Source organism: Pseudoduganella sp. R-34, from assembly GCF_049904655.1.
Classification (GTDB): Bacteria; Pseudomonadota; Gammaproteobacteria; order Burkholderiales; family Burkholderiaceae_D; genus Rugamonas.
This window is the reverse complement of sequence record NZ_CP184572.1, coordinates 6,103,725-6,122,686: the sequence shown is the minus strand read 5'-3', so window position 1 is coordinate 6,122,686 and position 18,962 is coordinate 6,103,725. Positions and strand designations below refer to the sequence as shown.

Genomic DNA, 18,962 nt, shown 5'->3' with positions numbered 1-18,962 from the left:
GCCATGCAATCCATCTACTATGAACGTGCCCGCGATGCGGCGGACGCCTTGCGCCTGGCGCAGCAGGACGGTGCGCGCTTCATCGCCGGCGGAACCAACCTGCTGGACCTGATGAAGGGCGACGTCGAGCACCCGCTGCGGCTGGTCGACATCAGCCGCGCGGGCCTGGACCGGATCGAAGAATTGCCCGGCGGCGGCCTGCGCATCGGCGCCAGTGTCCGCAATGCCGATGCGGCACGCCATGCCGTGGTGCGCGAGCACTATCCTTTGCTGGCGCAAGCCATGCTGTCCGGCGCCTCGGCGCAGTTGCGCAACATGGCAACCATGGGCGGCAACCTGATGCAGCGCACCCGCTGCCCATACTTTACCGATACGGCCTTTAGCCATTGCAATAAACGCCAGCCCGGCTCGGGCTGCGATGCCCGCGAAGGCTACCAGCGCATGCACGCGATCCTGGGCGCCAGCCCATCCTGCGTGGCAGTCAATCCTTCCGACATGAGCGTCGCGCTGGCGGCGCTGGATGCCGTGGTATTGTTGCGCGGCCCGCAAGGCGATCGCGAAGTCGCGCTGGGCGACTTCCACCGCTTGCCGGGCGATGCGCCGCAGCGGGACACGGTATTGCAGCCCGGCGAGTTGATCGTCGCCATCGACCTGCCGCCATCGCGCATGGCGCGCCACAGCCACTATCTCAAGCTGCGCGACCGGGCCAGTTATGCCTTTGCGCTGGTGTCGGTGGCGGTCGCGCTGGCGATGGAGGGCGGCACGGTGCGTGAAGCGCGCATTGCACTGGGCGGCGTGGCACACAAGCCATGGCGCCGCCCTGAAGCGGAAGCCCTGTTGCGGGACCGCCCGCTCGACGAGGCGCAGTGCCGCGCCGCCGCCCAGCGCCTGCTCGAAGGGGCGCAACCGCTGGAAGGCAACCGCTTCAAGGTTGACCTCGCGCAGCGCGCCATCGTGCGCGCGCTACGCATCGCAGGGGAGGGCGTATGAAACAGGTCGGACAAGCCATCCCGCGCACCGACGGGCGCCTGAAAGTCACGGGTGCCGCCCCCTTTTCTGCCGAGCATGCCCTGCCGCGCGTGGCGCACGCCGTGCTGGTGCTCAGCACCATCGCCAAGGGCCGCGTCAATGCGATCGATACGGCACGGGCAAGCGGCATGCGCGGCGTGCTGGCCGTCATGTCGCACAAGAATGCACCGCGCCTGCCGCGCGAAAAGCCGGGCGGCGAGGAGCAGAAACCACCGCCGCCCAAGCTGAACCTCCTGCAGGACGACGAGATCAGGTACAACGGCCAGCCGATTGCGGTGGTGGTAGCGGAAACGCTGGAGCAGGCGCAGGATGCGGCACGCGCGATCAAGGTGCGCTATGCGCCTCAGCCGGCGCTGCTGGACTTCCAGGCCGCCAAGCGCAAGCTGCGCAAGCCCAAGGAGCAGCCGGACCGGCCGATGCAGACGCAGCGGGGCAATGTGCAGGCCAGCCTGGCGCAAGCCGCCCAGCGCATCGACGTGCTGTACACGACGCCGGTCGAGAACCACAACCCGATGGAACCGCATGCCACCATCGCTGCCTGGGAGGGAGACCACCTCACGCTGTACGACGCCACGCAGTACGTTTCGGGCGTGAAAAAGAATTGCGCCCGTGCGCTCGGCATCCCGCCGGAAAAGGTGAGGGTGGTGTCGCCCTACGTTGGCGGCGGCTTTGGCTGCAAAGGCAATATGTGGTCGCACGTGGTGCTGGCCGCGATGGCCGCGCGCATGGTGGGACGCCCTGTCAAGCTTGCGCTGGAGCGGATACAGATGTTCGCACCGGTCGGGGCGAGGCCGATGACGGAACAGCGCTTGCGCATTGGCGCCGGCCCCGATGGCCGCCTGCTCGCGGTCGTCCACGACACGATCTCGCACACGTCCGTGCAGGACGACTTTACGGAGCCATGCAGCTCGCCAACCCGCATCCTGTACGCCAGCGACAGCCTGCAAACCACGCAGCAACTGGCGACGCTGAACGTTGGCGTGCCGACCTATATGCGCGCGCCAGGCGAGGCGACGGGCAGCTTTGCCCTTGAATGCGCCATCGACGAAATGGCCTATGCGCTCAACATGGACCCGGTCGCGCTGCGGCTGCAGAACTACGCCGAGCAAGATCCAGAGAAGAACATTCCCTTCTCGGCCAAGCAGCTGCGCGAGTGCTACAAGGTGGCAGCGGAACGTTTCGGCTGGGCCAGGCGAACCTCCTCGCCGCGTTCGATGAAAGCCGGCCGCACGCTGGTCGGCTGGGGCATGGCCACGGCCACCTATCCGGCCAACCGCATGCCGGCCAAGGCCTGGGCCGGCATCGCGCCCGACGGTACGGCGCTGGTGCGCTGCGGCTCACAGGATATAGGCACCGGCACCTACACCATCATGACCCAGGTGGCGGCAGATGCGCTTGGCCTGCCGCTGGAAAAAGTGCGCTTCGAGCTGGGCGACACCGAGATGCCGGAGGCGCCGGTATCGGGCGGCTCGATGACGGCGGCCAGCATAGGTCCGGCCGTGCACCGCGCCTGCACGGCCGCACGCGACAAGCTGGTGACGATGGCGGTGGCCGACAAGGCATCGCCGATGCATGGCTTCAATGCGGCCGAAGTGGAGACTGCAGACGGCTGGCTGCGGCTGCGCGCCACGCCGGAGCGCGGCGAACCGATGGCGGCAGTGATCGCGCGCAACGGCGGGCAGGCCGTTACCGGCGACGCGGAAGCCGGGCCGGGCGAGGAAAAGAAGCAATATTCCATGCATTCCTTCGGCGCGGTGTTTGTTGAAGTACAGGTGGATCCTGACCTTGGCACAGTGCGCGTGCCGCGCATCGTGGCCTGCTACGACGTGGGCACTGTGCTGAATGCGAAGACCGCGCGCAGCCAGTTCATCGGCGGCATCGTGTGGGGCCTGGGCATGGCCCTGATGGAAAAGACCGAGATGGACTGGCGCTACGGCCGTGCTGCCAATGCCAACCTGGCCGACTACCACGTGCCGGTGAACGCCGATGTGGGCGACATCGACGTGGTGGCGCTGCCGGGCAATGACACCCGCTTCAATGAACTGGGCGCGCGCGGCATCGGCGAGATCGGGATCGTCGGCGTGGCCGCCGCAGTGGCGAACGCGGTCTACCACGCCACCGGCAAGCGCGTGCGCGACCTGCCGATTACTCTCGACAAGCTGGTGTGATTTTCTGGGTTCGCCTGTTGTCACTGACTGTCGGGCGCCGCGCGTCGCGCACGGTTGGGGCTGTATTCTTGCAAGCGAAATATGGATGGTGCAATATAAATTCCATGCGCATAACATCCTGTTCTCTCCGATCAAGGACGGTCGCCTGACCATGGTTTCTCCGCCGATTCCGGATGACATCCGGCGTTACCTGGTGCAGTGCGTGCCGTCCGTACCCTATATCGAAGCGGTACTGCTGATGCGTGAAGGCAGGCATGCGTGGCAGCCGGATGCCCTTGCGCGCCGCCTTTACCTCAGCGAGGATGACACGCAGCGCCTGTTGGCCAGGATGCAGGCCGATGGCATCATTGCCGGCGATGCCGGCGGCCTGCGCTATAGCCCGGCCTCCGCGGACCTGGACGAACTGTGGACCAGGCTGGCGGTAGTGTACGCGCACCATTTGATCGAAGTCAGTACGCTCATTCATACCAAACCAGGCGGCAAAGCACAGATGCTGGCCGATGCGTTTGTCTGGCGAAAGGGTAAGTAGATGGCAAGTGTCATATACCTGATGTGTGCGGCGACCGCCCTGGCATGCGCCATCCTCGTGCTGCGGAGCTATCGGACGACACGGCATCGCCTGCTTTTCTGGAGCGGCCTGTGTTTTGGCGGTATGTTTCTTTCCAACGTGCTCCTGATCATTGACCGCCTGATCCTCCCGGACACCGATTTATCCACAGTACGCCTGGTGGCCGGCCTGGTCGCTTTGCTTCCGCTGCTGTATGGCCTGGTATGGGAGGGCGAGTGATGCAAATCAACGCCTGGCTGAATGGGGCAATCTTCATGGCGGCGATGGTGATCGCCCTGTTTTTTGTCCGCTACTGGCGGCAATCGCGCGATAGCCTCTTCATCTACTTTGCAATCGCATTTGTGCTCGAAGGCGTGCATCGGCTTTTGCAAGCCTGGCCGGCCGACGGCCCTGATGCGCCGCCATCCTATTTGTTGCGCCTGGTCGAGTACGGCTTGATCCTAGTGGCGATCGTCAGGAAGAACCGGCGCTCCGGGGAACCGTGAGTGGTGCGCCCAACCCGCAATCCCGGTACAAGTGCTATTCCGACTAAATGGAGTCGAGAACAAGCCCAAGGACTAGACCACGACTGCCGAAGCCTCTAAGCTGGTTAGCTCAACCAGGCTCAACAGCAAGCGCTGCCTGTACGCCCCGAACAAAAGCCTCTACCGCAACCGCCTTGACGGCAGAGCTCAATTGGCTTTGCCGGCCCCAGCTTGTGTATTCCCCATTGGATCGCATCCTTTGCCCTGCGGTTGGAAATCGGGAAACCGGTCGACGCGGTGCAACCAACCTTTCAGATAACGGCGCAATACAGGGTGCTCATGCGCAAGGGCCCGATAGTATGCTTTTCGTCCATCCTTGTAGGCCGTGTAGACCTCAATAATATCGTGATGGCGCAGCGCTTCGACGGTCTGGCTGCGTAGAGGCGCACGCAGGTCGAACTGTCCGCCAGCGGCGTTAAGTACCTGCTGGAGCAATTGGAAGGCGTGATGCCCGGCGTTGACATAGAAGTCGAACATGATGTTGGCCAAGGGCTCGAAACTGATTTCGTCTCCAAACATGCGGTCCCAGTATTCGACCTTATAGATTTTTCCCGCCTGTTCCGCAGTCAAGGACTTCAGACCGTCCAGCGTCGGTTGTACTCCCAGCAGACGCAACGCATGCTGCTTATAAATCGGAAAGGTAATACCCATATTGGTAACGCCGCCAGGATCATGCGGATCGTTGCTGAAACCACCTTCCAGGCTGAGTAACGTCGGAAGGAACTTTTGAAAGTCCGCCATGATCAGACCCTCCTCTTAGAAGCTGAACTCGGCGCCGACAGCGCTGATGGCGAGTTCCCGCTCGACGGCTTCAAATCCTAATTCGAGTGTCACGCCGAGGCCATAGCGGATCATTACGCTGTCAGGCAGGACCAGGCGTTGCTCGGCGCAGTCCTGTCCGGGATGCAAATACCCAATGACGGCCGCCTCGTATTCGCCATCAAATAGCCGCAGTGAGCGAATACAGGCGCCGGAAGCGCAGCGAAATCGCAGCAGGATGGCGCAAAGCCGCACCGCGTTTTCAGCCGGCCTAGGCAGGGCGTAATGCAAACAATTGCTGCTGTACGATTTTCCGCGCAATAGTGCGGACCCGCCTGCCGAGGTCATCGATTCCATCAAATCGGGCAACCCGATAACAGCGCTGTGTCCGTGCACCCATTGGGTTACGGATTGCGTCGGCTTAGGGCCGGACGCCGCGCTGCCGGCCTGAAAACCAAGCCCGGCTAGACCGCAGGCAAAGCGCTGCAAGGCATTGCGTTTGGATAAACTGAACATGATGTTCTCGCATGAAAGTTGGGGTACGTGGCTGCCGCCGGCTTGCGCGTTTTGACAGGCCCGAGCTGCACCTTGCAGCCCCGGGGCCCGTCTCAACATTCGCCTGTTAAGGCAACGCTCCGGGGCCAGCATCGGCAACATGGTCGGCTCCACCAACTCCCTCAGCCCCGCCAAAGCCTTCAGCCCCGCCGGACCCCTCGGGACCACCCGGTCCGCCGCCTGCATCCTGATGCAGGATATCGATACCTTGCTGCGCCGCTGCCTGCTCGAGCTGATTGGCCTGGTCGATAAAGTTGGCGAAATTGGGCTGCATATCCAACATTATATTGTCCAGCTGTTGAGCCATGGCTTCCAACTGGGCGCCCCAGTTGGCGACTACCTCTTGCATCAGTTGTGTAACAGGCGTCCACAGTGGCGATGCAATTTCTTGAGGTGTGAGGTTTTCGAGTATGAATTCTTTGTCGTCCAGGGACAGGAACGACAGGATGACGCCCAAGTGATCGTTGTTCATCGCAGGGCTGGCGACGACTTCGCGCAGGAATTCCATATTGGGTGGCATGATAATTTCTCCGTCTTGTTTGCTCGTGGGGGATAGTGTGGCCTCCCGCGTATTGCAGGGCGGCCAGCCAGCGGCTTATTTTGCAGTGGGTACAGAAATCACAGCCGTCGTGAAATTCGGCAGCATGTAGTAGCCGATACGGTCGTTCGTATATTGCACGCTGATACCGCCGCCAAAGCCGCGTGCGAAATCGTCGAAATAATGCGTGCCATGGCTACCATCGTGGTCGCTTACCAGCACTTTCAACGTGGTTGCCAGCCGGACGCCATTGGGCGCCTGGCTACGGCGTACCCGGAACAGCATCTGATTGCACACCTGCGTCAATCCGGTCTGACTGGCAGACGATTCCTGCACGGCATAGAGGAACGAACCGTTGTTGCCCGTGCTGGCCAGGCTTTCGTTAACTACCGCCACGCCAGGGATGAAACGCGAGGTCGATTCACCCATGGACACCGAGGTGCCGACCGAGCCAGTCATGGTATTGCCGAAAAAGCCCACCGATGACGACAAGGTTTTGCTTAACGACGACGATTTCGTTTCGCCAGGGTCGGTGTTGACTGGAGCGGTATCTTGCAACATTGCGGCGTCTGACGACAGCGGCTTGCCATTCTCATCCTGCAATGAGTAGCCAAACTCGTAACCGTCGAGATAGATCGTTGGGTTAAAGGCGGCGCGCAGTGAGGTATCGTCCTGGATCAAATAAAAGTCGTACATGTCGTTGCCGTTCGGCTCGGAAATGCTCCAGCATGAAAAGGTCCGGTCAGTAACGGTATTACCGTTCATTGCGTAAGTAGGGCTGAGTTCGTGCTGATGGGTGTCGAACTGGTATTTGGTTGCATAAAACGCGCCGCCTGGGGTGGTTGCCATTTCAATCTCCTTGGTAGATGGATTTAATTCAGACGTTTCTGAATCGTTACAGGGAGCTCGTGAACTTCAGTGAGAAACTCCCTGACATCCTCTATTGCAAACGGCGTGCCACGATTTTTGTGGGGAAGATTGCTGCATGCCCGGTAAAGTTCATGCCAATACTGCGAACAGGCGTGTCAAATCGGTGTCAATTTTTCGGGAATGATGACTGGCGCTGCCAACGCCAGGTGGACGCGTGGCCCTGATACCAGGCGTAGCGGCGGCAGTGCGCTGGCTTGTCTCGCGTTATTCGCAGTTTGGTTCAGTGGTGTTTTGACCAGGCGACGAACGCTGCCGGTGTAACAGCCGGCGCAGCGGCTCTACAGGCGTAGCCAGCAACGCCGCACAACGCGTCAAATTGCCGTCACAGCTGGCTATCGACTGCGCGATTTCATCGGCAGTAATGTCTTCGAGGCGCCGGATTCGGGGGTTCTCTTTGAGCAGCTTATAAAACGATGGGCGGGAGATCCCAAGTGCCTTGGCAGCGGCCTTGATCGTCCACCCATAACGGGTCATGGCATCAAGCACTTCTTGTTCGGATAGCTCAGACGGCCGTTTGCGCTGCCATGCGCCGGGAACCGGCGTGGCCCCGGCATCAGTATTCCCGACAGGACTGTCCGGCGGCGGCGTGCGTACCAACAGGTTAAGCTGTACAGCGCCACCGTGTTCCAGCTGTAAGGCTGCACGCTTGAGCGTATGCGCGAGCTGCCGGATATTGCCAGGCCAATCATGGCAGGCCATTTCAGTGATGAACTGGGAGGAAAACTTGGGCAGCGCGCCTTGCGGCTGCAATAGATGGACGATTAAGACACCGATGTCTTCCCGGCGCGTGCGTAGGGGCGGAAGGTGGATCGCAAAGCTGTCCAGGCGCCGCAGCAGCGCCTGGTTAAACGTTGCGGCATCCAGGTTTTGATCCGTCGCAGCGATCAAGCGCGCGCTCGAATGGCGGTCGTGTGTTGCGCCCAGGGGGCGAAAGTCGCCGCCTTCTAATACACGCAACAGCATAGGCTGGACGGTGGCGGGGGCATTGCCTATTTCGTCGAGGAAGAGCGTGGCATCATCCGCTTCTGCAAACAATCCCTTACGCTCGGCCTGCGCCCCGGTGTATGCCCCCTTGGCAGCGCCGAACAGCTCGGCAAGTGCCAGGGATTCATTGAGCGCCGCCATATTGACTGTAACGAGTTTGGCATGGCGCCGATCGCTAAGCGCATGGATAGCCCGCGCCACCACTTCCTTGCCGGTCCCGGTTTCGCCGAGCAGCAGCACCGGCATATTGGTTGGCGCAACCATGCGAATCTGTTCACGCACGGTAATCGCACTTTTCCCCACGCCGACAAACCCTGCCACGGGATTATGACGAGGTAAAACCGGCATCCAGTGAAGGCACAGCACGATTGCACGGCCTAGCGTCAAAATCTGGCCTGCGCCGATTTGCGCCGCATGCAATCTTACTGTGCCTTCGATAACATGCCCGCCGAGTTGTACCACCATGCGAGTGGCCGGCACGGCCAAGGTAATACCATCAGCATCGTCGCGCGTGAAGCGCAGGCAATCACGCGAGATGGCGCCATGACCGAGGGGCAGCCCAGCGCCGTCGGGACGGCAAAAATCGGGGGCGTAGCGGCTCAGCGTCAGGCCCGCACCGCCAGCATCGGCCACATACTGTTCCCCTATGCGTCCAGGGTCAGGGTGCCAGATCAGCGTCAGTGCCAGCAAGGCGCGGGTACCATGGCCGGAATCGGCCAAGGAAGAGGAAAACGTGGAATCGTGGTCGATCATGTGTGAGCCAAAGAGTGGAAGGGCTACATAGCCCCTCCATGCTTAAGGAATAGAGCCAACTTGCAGTTCGGGATCCGGCACGAAGTAGAACTTGGTCGCGCCATCAGGGAACAGGACGGCAAACGCGACGCACATGCCCCACAGGCCTAAGGAAGGGCCCACGGTCATCACGGCTTTCGGCATGATGCTGATATCACCGCCTGCGCCTTTGAATGGCCATAGCGCCGGCTCAAATTGCAGCTGGCCGGTCAGCACAGCCACCTGCGTCACGATTCCGGGCCCCGAAAAGGTAAAGAGGATCTGGTCCCCCGGGTTGACTTTGCACGTTTCGACACCAAGCTGGTCGTCAAACAACCATGTGGCGTCCGGCGCATTTACTCCATAGATGATTTCGAAGGTATACGGGGTTGGAGAAGACATCAGTTAGCCTTTATGGGGAATGGAATTCAGTCGCGCCGATAGGCCGGGTCGCGCCGCAGGGCAATAAGGTCTGGCTCTGTTTCGAACGCCATCGCCGGAATGCCGAGGCGCCTGGCGTTGGAAATAGCCACCAGTGCTTGGTCGCGTTGGCCGAGCAGTTCATAGGCAATCGCGGCACGGCGCTGTACCTCGCCGTTGTCGGGGGCAAGCGCCGTGGCGCGTGCCAGCAATGCAGATGCCGTGTTTGCGTCCCCGCCACGCGCGGCGTACAAGCCCATGCGGGACACCAGAAGTACATCGTTGGGTGCGCGTGCCAGGCGGGGCGCCAGCAGACGACGCGCAGTGTTATAGGCGCGAATGGCTTCGGCCTGGCGCCCTGGAATCCACTGCAGCGTATCGGCCAGATTCGCCCAGTTAAGGTATTCCCCCGGCGCGCCATGCGTGGGCGACAACGCGTTTTCGAACGCGGCGGCGGCACCTGTATAGTCGCCACGGGCAAACAGCGCATTTCCTAAATTGCCATACAGCCGGGCACTCGGCCTAACCTGCAATCCCTGCTGTAGCACGCGCATCGCTTCCTCTACCCTGTTCTGACGCAGTAAGGCGGCGTTCAAATTGGCATAGGCAGCCACAGTATCGGGCTGCAGCGCGATGCTGCGCCGGAAGGTCTGCTCCGCGCCGCGGTAATCCGCCTGCTCGAATTGAACTGTGCCCAGCTCGTCCAGGAATGCACGTTCGCGCGGAAAGCGCGTCAATGCCAGCGCCAACGTCGCCTTCGCGTCCGCATAACGCCGCGCATTGCGCAGTACAAAGGTCTTGCCATACCAAGCGAAGAATTCACCGGGATCGAGTTGTAACGCTTGCGCAAATGCCTGCAGTGCCTGCTCGGGCCGCCCTTGGCTGTTGAGCACCCACCCCTTGGCAACATGGGCCAAGGCCAATTGATCATCCAGCATCAATGCATGTTGGGCGCTGGCATTGGCCTTGCTCAACCAAGCCTCGTCCTTGTCGTCACCTTCATAGCGAAATACGTACAGCAAAGACATGCCGGCGGCGGCGGCGGCGCTCCCGGGCGTATGGTCCAATATGCGCAAGAAGTGCTGTTCCGCCTGGTGAAGGTTGCCTGGATGGTCGTGAGCCTTCAGCGCCGCCAACCCTTGTTGTGTTTCCAACGCTTGCGAATAGGGCGATAAATCCCCCAGGGCGGGTGCCACAGCAGGTATAGCCTGCCAAATGCCCATGGCAAAGGCCGCCGCTGCCGCAACGGCGGCCAGCATTTTGCGCCCGCTCTTAGAGAAGCCGGCAAAATGGCGTTCCGGACTGTCCAGTTCCAGCAAGCTGCGCCGAACCTCGGCCATACTGCCAATTCGCTGCTGCGGTACGCCCTTCGTCATTGCGCCTATCAGCGACACCAACGATGTGCTGGCACTGTCAGGGTAGCTCCAGCTGGCAGAGTTCGAGTGTATTTGGGCCGCGGCCAGGGCCAGCCCATGCATTCCGGCGAAGGGATGCTTGCCGGTCACCAGCTCGTAGAGAATAACGCCGAGCGCATAGATGTCGCTACTGGCGTCGGGCCGGCCGCCTTGCAGCCGTTCGGGAGCCATATACGCAATCGTGCCGGCCGGCTGGTCCGTTTGCAAGGAGCGGGTGGCCAGCGCATCGTAACGTAACACAAGGCCGAAATCGAGGATGCGCACCCGTCCGTCGGGCTCGACCATCAGATTGGATGGTTTCAGATCACCATGCGCCAGGCCCGACGCATGCGCGTCGTGCATGGCCTCCGCAATCTGGCACACCCAATTGATGGCGTCGTGCAGGCCCACGCCGGAGAGTTCTATGGCATGCTTGATCGTCGTACCGGGAACAAGCTCCATGACGATTGCCTGGCCGGTGCCGTCTTCCTCAATCGCGTGGATCTTGATGAAAGCCGCATGCCGCAGCGCCGCGCCCATCCGCGCTTCGCGCACCGGGTCCCCCTTGGAGCCAGTGGTGTGCTTGATACGTTTGATCGCTACATGGCGCTGCAGCTTGCTGTCCCACGCTTCAAATACTTCGCCATATCCGCCCTCTCCAAGACGCGTGCGCAACTCATAGTGTCCAGCGAGGACAGCTCCTGGGGGATCGCTCGCAGTAATGCTCGACAATGGCATGACGAGGCTTTCTCATATTTGTCATAGTGATAATTATAATAATATTTTGGCGCCAAATAAGAAAACTTGCGCATTACGGTAGTGCGCCGTCAGGAACTATCAAGGCCGTGGACCGTGCTGAAAAAATAGTTTGCGCACTAATTATTTGTGCGCTATAGTTCCACTCATGCGCTGAGCGCACTAATCATTAACACACTACTTATAGGAGTTTTGCCATGAAATCGTCCATCAAATCCGCCCTGTTTGCTGCTTCCCTGGTTGCCGGCGCTGCCCTGGTTCCTGCCCACGCTGCCGAAGACACCACCGTCGTGCTGGTACACGGCGCCTTCGCCGACGGCTCAGCCTGGAACAAGGTGATCCCGATCCTGCAGAAGCAGGGCGTGAAAGTGGTGTCGGTGCAGAACCCTCTGACCTCGCTGGCGGACGACGTGGCCTTTGCCCAGCGCGTGATCGATGCGCAGAGTGGCAAGGTGGTGCTGGTGGGCCATTCCTGGGGCGGCGCGGTGATCACCCAGGCCGGCGCCAGCGACAAAGTGAAATCCCTGGTCTACGTAGCTGCTTTCGCGCCGTCGGAGGGCGAAGTGGTGGGTGAACTGGGCAAGGATTTCCCGCTGCCACCTGGCATCGCATCCCTGAAGCCCGACAACAACGGCTTTATCTACCTGTCGGCCGAATCGATGGCGGTTAATTTCGCCCAGGACCTGACTCCTGCCGAGCATCGCCTGATGACCGCGACCCAGGGCCCGATCAAGGCCAGCGCTTTTGGCGACAAGGTGGACGTGGCTGCGTGGAAGACCAAGCCCAGCTACTACATCGTCGCTTCCAAGGACCGCATGATCGATCCGGGCCTGCAGAAGTCCTTCGCTGCCAAGATCAACGCGACCACCACCACGCTGCCAAGCAGCCACGTGCCGATGGCGTCGCAGCCGGAAGCTGTGGCCAAGGTGATCCTGGCCGCGGTCAAACGTTAATCCCGACAGGGGGGGCTGTGCTACAGTACGCGCCATGGAAAACCGCATGCCCCCTACGCTGGACCAGCACCTCTGCTTCAAGCTGTATTCGACTTCACTGAAGATGACCCAGCTTTACAAGCCCATCCTCGCGCCGCTCAACCTGACCTATCCCCAATACCTGGTGATGGTCGTGCTGTGGGAGCAGGAGGGCTTGGGCATCAAGGGGCTGGCCGAGCGCTTGCAACAGGACCCGGGCTCGATCACGCCGCTGGTCAAGCGGCTGGAGGCGGAAGGCTATCTGGTGCGCGACCGCGATCCTGAAGATGAGCGCAATCGCGTGTTGACGCTGACCGCGAAAGGCCGCAAGCTGCGCGCAGAAGGCTTGAAGGCGAGCGAGCAGATTGCACAAGCCTGCGCCATCACGGCGGGCGACGTGGAACGGCTGGCGGCGGGACTCGACAAATTGAGCGGCAACCTGGGCGCCAGGGGCGCTGGCTGAGTGCAAGCCCGCTTTCGCGCCGATGTACTGGCCAACCGCAACAATCGCGTCATCCTCGAACGTTGGGCGTCCTACGACCTGTTCTATTTTGATCCCGCTGATCTGAGCGAGAAGGGCGAGCGGGACGCGCAGGCGCATGTCGACGGCTTATTCGCCGACCTGGGCGTTCCGATTGAAGTGGCAAACCAGGCCCGGGTCCACACCTGGTACGAAGCTTACTTTGGACATCCGTATCCCGCGCTGCACAGCGCCAGGGACGGGATCGACCGCTTCCTGATGCCGGCAACCTGTGTCGGCCTTCGCCCGGATGCGATTTACGCGCCGAACGGCCTCGAAATACTCTACGCTGGCCTGCTGGCCCCTAATCCGTTGACGCCCTATCGCGACCTGTTCGAGCAAAAGGCGGCATCGTATCGTGCGCGCTGGCCGTCGCTCCGGGTCATGACCCCTTAGGGCAAGCGGCCGGCCCGGCGCGCTTGCCATGCGGCTTGCTTTATGCGAGCACTTTCTTCAGCCATGCCGCGATATGCACGAGTTCTTCGGCGCAGGCCGAGTGCTGCATCGGATAGTCATGCCATTCGACCTGGTAGCCCAGCTTTACCAGCAGCTCGCGCGATGCCACTGCGCGCTCGATCGGGATCACCGGGTCCATGCGGCCGTGCACCATGAAGACCGGCGTCTCCTGGTTGGCGGCGTGGCGCTCGGCGGCCACCTTGTCGGCCAGCGGCACGTAGCCGGAGAGGCACATCAGGCCCGCCAGCTTTTTCGGATAGCGCAGGCCTGCCTGCAAGGTCATTGCGCAGCCTTGCGAGAAGCCGCCCAGCACGATGCGGTTGGCCGCAACGCCGCGTGCGATTTCGCGTTCGATCAGCGCGTCGACCAGGATCTGCGACTCGCGCAAGCCTTTTTCATCTTCCTGGCGACCCAGGTCGGTATGCACGATGTCGTACCACGAGCGCATGACGTAGCCGCCGTTGATCGTCACCGGCATGGTGTTCGCATGCGGGAAGATGAAGCGGATGCCCGGCAGGCCGGCCAGATTCAGCTCATTGACGATAGGCGCCCAGCCTTCGCCGCTGTCACCCAGGCCGTGCATCCAGATCACGGAGACTTCAGGATTGGGCTTGGTGTCGATGACGATGGAATCCAGCAGGTGGGTCATGCGTTGTCCTTCTTGCGAATGGCGGATTTGGGACGGAATGCCTTGCACACCGCATCGTTGGTTTCAGCGTAAGGGCCGCCGATCAGGTCGATGCAGTAAGGGACGGCTGCGAACACGCCGCCTACCAGCTGCTTGCCGTCGGCATCCTTCAGGCCTTCCAGCGTTTCCTTGATGGCTTTCGGCTGGCCCGGCAGGTTGATGACCAGGGCAGCGTGGTCGGCGGTTTCGCGGATCACGGCAACCTGGCGCGACAGGATGGCGGTCGGCACGAAGGCCAGGCTGACCTGGCGCATCTGTTCACCGAAGCCCGGCATTTCCTTGGTGCCAATCGCCAGCGTGGCTTCCGGCGTCACGTCGCGGCGCGCGGGGCCGGTGCCGCCGGTGGTCAGCACCAGGTGGCAGCGCACCTGGTCGACCAGCTCCACCAGGGTGGCTTCGATCTGCGCACGCTCATCGGGAATCAGGCGGGTTTCGAAGCGCAGCGGCGTGGCGATGGCGCTGCGCAGCCAATCTTCCAGCGCCGGGATGCCCTGGTCCTGGTAGACGCCGCCGCTGGCGCGGTCGGAGATCGACACCAGGCCAACGAGCAGGGTTTCGTCACTCATCTTCGTCGCCTTCGGGCGCATCGACGTCAACGTCCGGACCAGGCGATGGCTCGGAGGCGGCGGACTTCTTGTCCAGGTCCTTCAGGATCTGGAAGATTTCACGGTAGGCCTTGGGAGGCTTGTTCTCGGCCTGTTCCTTGCGGGCGTTGCGGATCAGGGTGCGCAGGTGCTGCACGTCCAGGTGCGGCGCTTCTTCCAGCAGGACGGTCAGGGCCTTGTCGTCGGCCAGCAGCTTGTCGCGGCGGCGTTCCAGCGCGTGCAGCGCGGCGGTATCGGCCTTGGAGGCACCTTTCCAGCCTTCGATGGTGCGCTTGATGATCGCCACTTCTTCTTCGGACAGGGTGCGCATCTTCTTGCCGATGAATTGCATCTGGCGGCGGCGGCCTTCGTGATTCTTGATGTTTTGGCATTCCAGAATGACATCGCGCACGTCTTCCGGCATCGGCACCCGCTTGACGCGGTCGCGCGGGGCCTCCACCAGTTCCCGGCCCAGGTCTTGCAGGGCGTCGGACTGGCGTTTCATTTCGGTTTTGGATGGGCGTTCGTATTCTTGTTCGAACTCGCTGGACTGGAAGCCGCACGAGCCACGGTTTGGATTAGGCATGATAGGAGGGGCAGGGGCTGTCACACCCTACCTGTAAAAACGGTAAACGGCTGCTATGATAACTGTTTTAACGCCCAGCCCCCCAAAAAGACCCCATGAGCGAATCCGCCTTCTCCTATTCCCAGGACCAGTTGAAACAGCTTGCCCGCGACGTGTTGAAGTACGCGCGCGAGCAGGGCGGCACCGATGCTGCCGTCGAAATCAGCGAAGGCAGCGGTCTTTCGGTCTCGGTCCGCAAGAGCAAGATCGAAACCATCGAGCAGAATCGTGACAAGGGCATCGGCGTCACGGTCTTCATCGGCCAGAAACGTGGCAATGCCAGCACCTCCGATTTCTCCCCGGCTTCGCTGAAGGCGACCGTGGAGGCGGCCTACAACATCGCCCGCTTCACGGCGGAAGACGATTGCGCCGGCCTGGCGGAAGAAGAACTGCTGGAGAAGAATCCGCAGGACCTGAAGCTGTTCTATCCATGGGCCATCTCCACGGAAGAAGCAGTGGAGCTGGCGCAGCGCGCCGAAGCGGCGGCCTTCGCGGTCGATCCGCGCGTGACCAATAGCGAAGGCGCCGGCGTGCACGTGCAGCAGTCGCACTTCGTGTCGGCCAACTCGCGCGGCTTCATCGGCGGCTATCCTTACTCGCGCCACACGCTGTCGGTGACCCCGATCGCCGGCAAGGGCGCCAAGATGCAGCGCGACGACTGGTACACCTCGGTGCGCGATCCGAAGAAAATGGCCAGCGCCGAAGCCGTCGGCCGCTATGCCGCAGAACGTTCGCTGGCGCGCCTGAATGCGCGCAAGCTGGCTACCCGCACCTGCCCGGTGCTGTTCGAGGCGCCGCTGGCCGCCGGCCTGCTGGGCGCCTTCGTCCAGGCCACTTCGGGCGGCGCCCTGTATCGCAAGTCCTCCTTCCTGGTCGACTCGCTGGGCAAGGACATCTTCCCGTCCCACATCCAGGTCAAGGAAGACCCGCACGTGGTGGGCGCCATCGGTTCCGCGCCGTTCGATGAGGAAGGCGTGCGCACCCACAAGCGCGACGTGGTAAAGAACGGCGTGCTGCAGGGCTATTTCCTGTCGACCTATTCGGCCCGCAAGCTGGGCATGAAAACCACCGGCAATGCCGGCGGCTCGCACAACCTGTCCATCACGTCCTCGCAGACGAAAAAGGACGACGACTTCGAAGGCATGCTGCGCAAGATGGGCACCGGCCTGCTGGTCACCGAGCTCATGGGGCAGGGCACCAACTATGTGACCGGCGACTACAGCCGCGGCGCTTCCGGTTACTGGGTGGAGAACGGCGTGATCCAGTACCCGGTGGAAGAGATCACCATCGCCGGCAATATGAAGGACATGTTCCAGGACATCGTCGGCATCGGCACCGATGTCCTGGTGCGTGGCACCAAGCAAACAGGCTCGATCCTGATCGAAAAGATGGTGGTTGCCGGGAACTAAATATTTCCATACACTGTCCCGAGATAAAACCCTCATAAGGAGACAGTACGTATGGAACGTCGTTCCTTTATCAAGAAGGCCGCAGCAGGTGCGGGCGCAGGAATTATCGCCGCACCGGCTATCGCCGCCGAACTGCCCGCCATCACCTGGCGCCTGGCATCCAGCTTCCCCAAATCCCTCGACACCATTTACGGCGCTGCCGACACCTTCACCAAGCGCGTGGCGCAGCTCACCGGCGGCAAATTCAATATCCGCGTGTTTGCGGCCGGCGAAGTGGTGCCAGGCCTGCAGGTGCTGGACGCGGTCCAGGCAGGCACGGTGGAATGCGGCCATAGCGCCTCGTACTACTACTACGGCAAGGACGCGACGTTCTCCTTCGACTGCGCGGTGCCGTTCGGCCTGACCTCGCGCCAGCAGACCGCCTGGTACGACCAGGGCGGCGGCAAGGAATTGCTGCGCGCCTTCTATAAGGACTACGGGGTGATGAACTTCATCGCCGGTAACTCGGGCACCCAGATGGGCGGCTGGTTCCGCAAGGAAGTCAAATCCGTGGCCGACCTGAAGGGCACCAAGATGCGCATCGCCGGCCTGGCCGGCAAGGTGATGGAGCGCCTGGGCGCCGTGCCGCAGCAGCTGGCCGGCGGCGACATTTATCCGGCGCTGGAAAAGGGCACCATCGATGCGGCGGAATGGGTCGGTCCATATGACGACGAAAAGCTGGGCTTCCACAAGGTGGCGCCGTATTACTACTACCCGGGCTGGTGGGAGCCGGGCGCTTCCTTCACCCTATACGTGAACATCAAGGAATGGGAAAAGCTGCCGAAGGAGTATCAGGCCGCGATTGAAGCTTCCGCCTATGAGGCCCACGTGGTGATGCAGGCCGAGTACGACTTCAAGAACCCGACCGCGCTGGGCCGCCTGATGAAGAGCGGCGTCAAGCTGCGCAACTACTCCAACGACATCATGGAAGCGGCCTACAAGGCCTCCAATGAGCTGATGGCGGAGGAAGCTTCGAAGAACGCCAAGTTCGCCAAGATCTACGAACCGTGGAAGCGCTTCCGCAACGACCAGAACCAGTGGGCCTCGGTGGCGGAATCGACCATGCAGAACTTCCTGATCAAGGCAGGCCGAGGAGGCAAGTAGTTCAAAAAAAATGCCGGTCAGCGCAGGCTGAACGGCATTTTTTCTTGCGTGCGCCGCGATTAGCGGCCTTCCATGGAGGCCAGTGCCAGCTTCAGTGCGGCTTCAGGCGCCTTGCCAGCGCGGACGAATTCATCTTTACGCGCCATGACCCAATCGTACAGCTCCTGTCGATACCATGGCGAGCCAGGATCGAGGGACTGATACCTGGACTGTGCGCGAGACAGCGCATCCGCATAGCCCTGCTCCGCGGCACTACGCTGCACCGCGGGCACCGGCGCAGGCGTTGTCGCCGCCGGCTGAGGCTGCGCGACAACTGGCGCCGTGGCCGCTACTGGCTGGACTGGGGCAGCTGCCGGCTTGATGGCTGCAACGGGCTTCACAGCGGCAACTGGCTGAACTGCATCGGCGCTTGGGGCGGGGGACGTCCGCGCAACCGGTGCCGGGGCCGCTGCGGTCGGCTGGGCGCGCGCGGCATTTGCCTCGACGCCCGGAGCGACGCCATTGCGGCCCGTGTATTTCGGGGAGCGAGGGCCGTAGAGAATGCCCTGCGAATTGCCTCCCGCCAGCAAGAGCGCATTGGTCTGGGCGGCAACCTCATGGCTGCGATTGGTCGAGGAGTTCATGATTTGCGTGACAACGGCCTTGATCAATAAGCCGGCAAGGCCGCCCCCGTTGTTGCCGCCACGGTTGCCATCGTCGACGACGGTCGCCTTGCCGTCCCACAGCAGCGCCCTGGTTTTCAAGTCCACCAGTTTGGCACTGGCAGAGACCGTGGTAACGCTGCTGAGAACATTGTAGGTGCTGCCGTATTTTTCCACCGTCATGTACAAGGCAGCATCGGCGCCGAAAATCTCCCGCAATTTTTCCGTGTCGACGTTGTGGATGTCAGCCGGGGTGGTCAAGCCGTTTTGCCTGAAGGTCTCGCTGACCAGGGAAACGGGCAAGACGTAATAGCCAGCTTCGGCCAACGGGTAGCTCACGCTCGAATACACGCTCTCGGTAGCCCCGACTTCCGGCGAATTATTCAGTGGCGGCAGCACCAGGATCGAACGCGGATTGCTCGCTTCGAATGCCTTGTAGTCGTAAGGCTTCACGGTGTGGGTCGCACAACCGACCATCAGGACGGCCGGCGCAAATACCGCGGCCAGTTTGAAAACTTTTTTCAACATC

20 protein-coding genes and 1 pseudogene are annotated in these 18,962 nt (G+C 61.7%); 10 read left to right on the top strand and 11 right to left on the bottom strand.

Annotated features, from left to right (window positions below):
* Positions 1-3 precede the first annotated feature (3 nt).
* The 5 genes from ACN9MW_RS28155 (at position 4) to ACN9MW_RS28135 (ending at position 4,250) form a co-directional block, all read left to right on the top strand.
* Positions 4-990, top strand: a complete 987-nt coding sequence (locus ACN9MW_RS28155; protein ID WP_426165124.1) for an FAD binding domain-containing protein — start codon at positions 4-6, stop codon at positions 988-990.
* Positions 987-3,197, top strand: a complete 2,211-nt coding sequence (locus ACN9MW_RS28150) for a xanthine dehydrogenase family protein molybdopterin-binding subunit (protein ID WP_426165122.1) — start codon at positions 987-989, stop codon at positions 3,195-3,197. Before ACN9MW_RS28155 ends, ACN9MW_RS28150 begins: the two co-directional genes overlap by 4 nt.
* A gap of 85 nt (positions 3,198-3,282) precedes the next feature.
* Complete coding sequence (locus ACN9MW_RS28145) at positions 3,283-3,726, top strand: hypothetical protein (RefSeq protein WP_426165120.1); 444 nt, start codon at positions 3,283-3,285, stop codon at positions 3,724-3,726.
* Positions 3,727-3,984: a DUF5985 family protein gene (locus ACN9MW_RS28140; RefSeq protein ID WP_426165118.1), complete on the top strand. Its 258-nt coding sequence runs from the start codon at positions 3,727-3,729 to the stop codon at positions 3,982-3,984.
* On the top strand, positions 3,984-4,250 hold the full coding sequence (locus ACN9MW_RS28135) for a DUF5985 family protein (protein WP_426165116.1): 267 nt from the start codon (positions 3,984-3,986) through the stop codon (positions 4,248-4,250). Before ACN9MW_RS28140 ends, ACN9MW_RS28135 begins: the two co-directional genes overlap by 1 nt.
* 186 nt (positions 4,251-4,436) lie before the next feature.
* Here the strand turns inward: ACN9MW_RS28135 and ACN9MW_RS28130 are convergent, their stop codons facing one another.
* The 7 genes from ACN9MW_RS28130 to ACN9MW_RS28100 all read right to left on the bottom strand — a co-directional run bounded on the left by ACN9MW_RS28130 (position 4,437) and on the right by ACN9MW_RS28100 (position 11,315).
* On the bottom strand, positions 4,437-5,030 hold the full coding sequence (locus ACN9MW_RS28130) for a glycoside hydrolase family 108 protein (RefSeq protein WP_426165114.1): 594 nt from the start codon (positions 5,028-5,030) through the stop codon (positions 4,437-4,439).
* A gap of 15 nt (positions 5,031-5,045) precedes the next feature.
* Complete coding sequence (locus ACN9MW_RS28125; RefSeq protein WP_426165112.1) at positions 5,046-5,564, bottom strand: DUF6623 family protein; 519 nt, start codon at positions 5,562-5,564, stop codon at positions 5,046-5,048.
* A 106-nt stretch (positions 5,565-5,670) separates the two neighbouring features.
* Positions 5,671-6,123, bottom strand: coding sequence for a hypothetical protein (locus tag ACN9MW_RS28120; RefSeq protein WP_426165110.1), 453 nt, complete (start codon positions 6,121-6,123; stop codon positions 5,671-5,673).
* A gap of 75 nt (positions 6,124-6,198) precedes the next feature.
* Positions 6,199-6,990 (bottom strand): hypothetical protein, encoded by a 792-nt coding sequence (locus ACN9MW_RS28115; RefSeq protein WP_426165108.1) that lies wholly within the window; start codon positions 6,988-6,990, stop codon positions 6,199-6,201.
* 285 nt (positions 6,991-7,275) lie between these two features.
* The gene (locus ACN9MW_RS28110) at positions 7,276-8,808 is read right to left on the bottom strand and encodes a sigma 54-interacting transcriptional regulator (protein ID WP_426165106.1); all 1,533 of its coding nucleotides are present in this window, start codon (positions 8,806-8,808) and stop codon (positions 7,276-7,278) included.
* A gap of 42 nt (positions 8,809-8,850) precedes the next feature.
* Positions 8,851-9,228 carry a hypothetical protein gene (locus tag ACN9MW_RS28105; RefSeq protein WP_426165104.1) on the bottom strand — a complete coding sequence of 126 codons (378 nt, stop codon included), beginning with the start codon at positions 9,226-9,228 and terminating at the stop codon, positions 8,851-8,853.
* 26 nt (positions 9,229-9,254) lie between these two features.
* Positions 9,255-11,315: a protein kinase domain-containing protein gene (locus ACN9MW_RS28100; RefSeq protein ID WP_426165102.1), complete on the bottom strand. Its 2,061-nt coding sequence runs from the start codon at positions 11,313-11,315 to the stop codon at positions 9,255-9,257.
* A gap of 278 nt (positions 11,316-11,593) precedes the next feature.
* Between ACN9MW_RS28100 and ACN9MW_RS28095 the strand changes: the two genes are divergently transcribed.
* From ACN9MW_RS28095 to ACN9MW_RS28085, 3 genes are read left to right on the top strand one after another with little or no spacing between them, the layout of a single operon-like run.
* A complete protein-coding gene (locus tag ACN9MW_RS28095; protein WP_426165100.1) occupies positions 11,594-12,349 on the top strand; it encodes an alpha/beta fold hydrolase in 756 nt (251 codons plus the stop codon).
* 46 nt (positions 12,350-12,395) lie between these two features.
* Positions 12,396-12,830, top strand: a complete 435-nt coding sequence (locus ACN9MW_RS28090; protein ID WP_426165098.1) for a MarR family winged helix-turn-helix transcriptional regulator — start codon at positions 12,396-12,398, stop codon at positions 12,828-12,830.
* Positions 12,831-13,283 (top strand): nucleotidyltransferase family protein, encoded by a 453-nt coding sequence (locus ACN9MW_RS28085; protein ID WP_426165096.1) that lies wholly within the window; start codon positions 12,831-12,833, stop codon positions 13,281-13,283.
* A 40-nt stretch (positions 13,284-13,323) separates the two neighbouring features.
* Here ACN9MW_RS28085 and ACN9MW_RS28080 read toward each other — a convergent pair whose 3' ends face one another.
* From ACN9MW_RS28080 to yjgA, 3 genes are read right to left on the bottom strand one after another with little or no spacing between them, the layout of a single operon-like run.
* A complete protein-coding gene (locus ACN9MW_RS28080; RefSeq protein WP_426165094.1) occupies positions 13,324-13,992 on the bottom strand; it encodes an alpha/beta hydrolase in 669 nt (222 codons plus the stop codon).
* Positions 13,989-14,597, bottom strand: a complete 609-nt coding sequence (gene mog, locus ACN9MW_RS28075; RefSeq protein ID WP_426165092.1) for a molybdopterin adenylyltransferase — start codon at positions 14,595-14,597, stop codon at positions 13,989-13,991. The genes ACN9MW_RS28080 and mog overlap by 4 nt, the downstream gene beginning before the upstream one ends.
* A complete protein-coding gene (yjgA, locus tag ACN9MW_RS28070; RefSeq protein ID WP_426165090.1) occupies positions 14,590-15,201 on the bottom strand; it encodes a ribosome biogenesis factor YjgA in 612 nt (203 codons plus the stop codon). The genes mog and yjgA overlap by 8 nt, the downstream gene beginning before the upstream one ends.
* A gap of 95 nt (positions 15,202-15,296) precedes the next feature.
* Here yjgA and pmbA point away from each other — a divergent pair, with 95 nt between their 5' ends.
* Positions 15,297-16,649 (top strand): metalloprotease PmbA, encoded by a 1,353-nt coding sequence (gene pmbA / locus ACN9MW_RS28065; RefSeq protein ID WP_426165088.1) that lies wholly within the window; start codon positions 15,297-15,299, stop codon positions 16,647-16,649.
* Between the two features lie 51 nt (positions 16,650-16,700).
* Entirely contained in the window at positions 16,701-17,792 is a 1,092-nt protein-coding gene (locus ACN9MW_RS28060) for a TRAP transporter substrate-binding protein (RefSeq protein ID WP_426165086.1), read from the top strand.
* A gap of 512 nt (positions 17,793-18,304) precedes the next feature.
* Here ACN9MW_RS28060 and ACN9MW_RS28055 read toward each other — a convergent pair.
* A pseudogene (locus ACN9MW_RS28055) lies at positions 18,305-18,961 on the bottom strand (DUF799 domain-containing protein); the annotation flags it as partial.
* Between the last annotated feature and the right edge of the window lies 1 nt (position 18,962).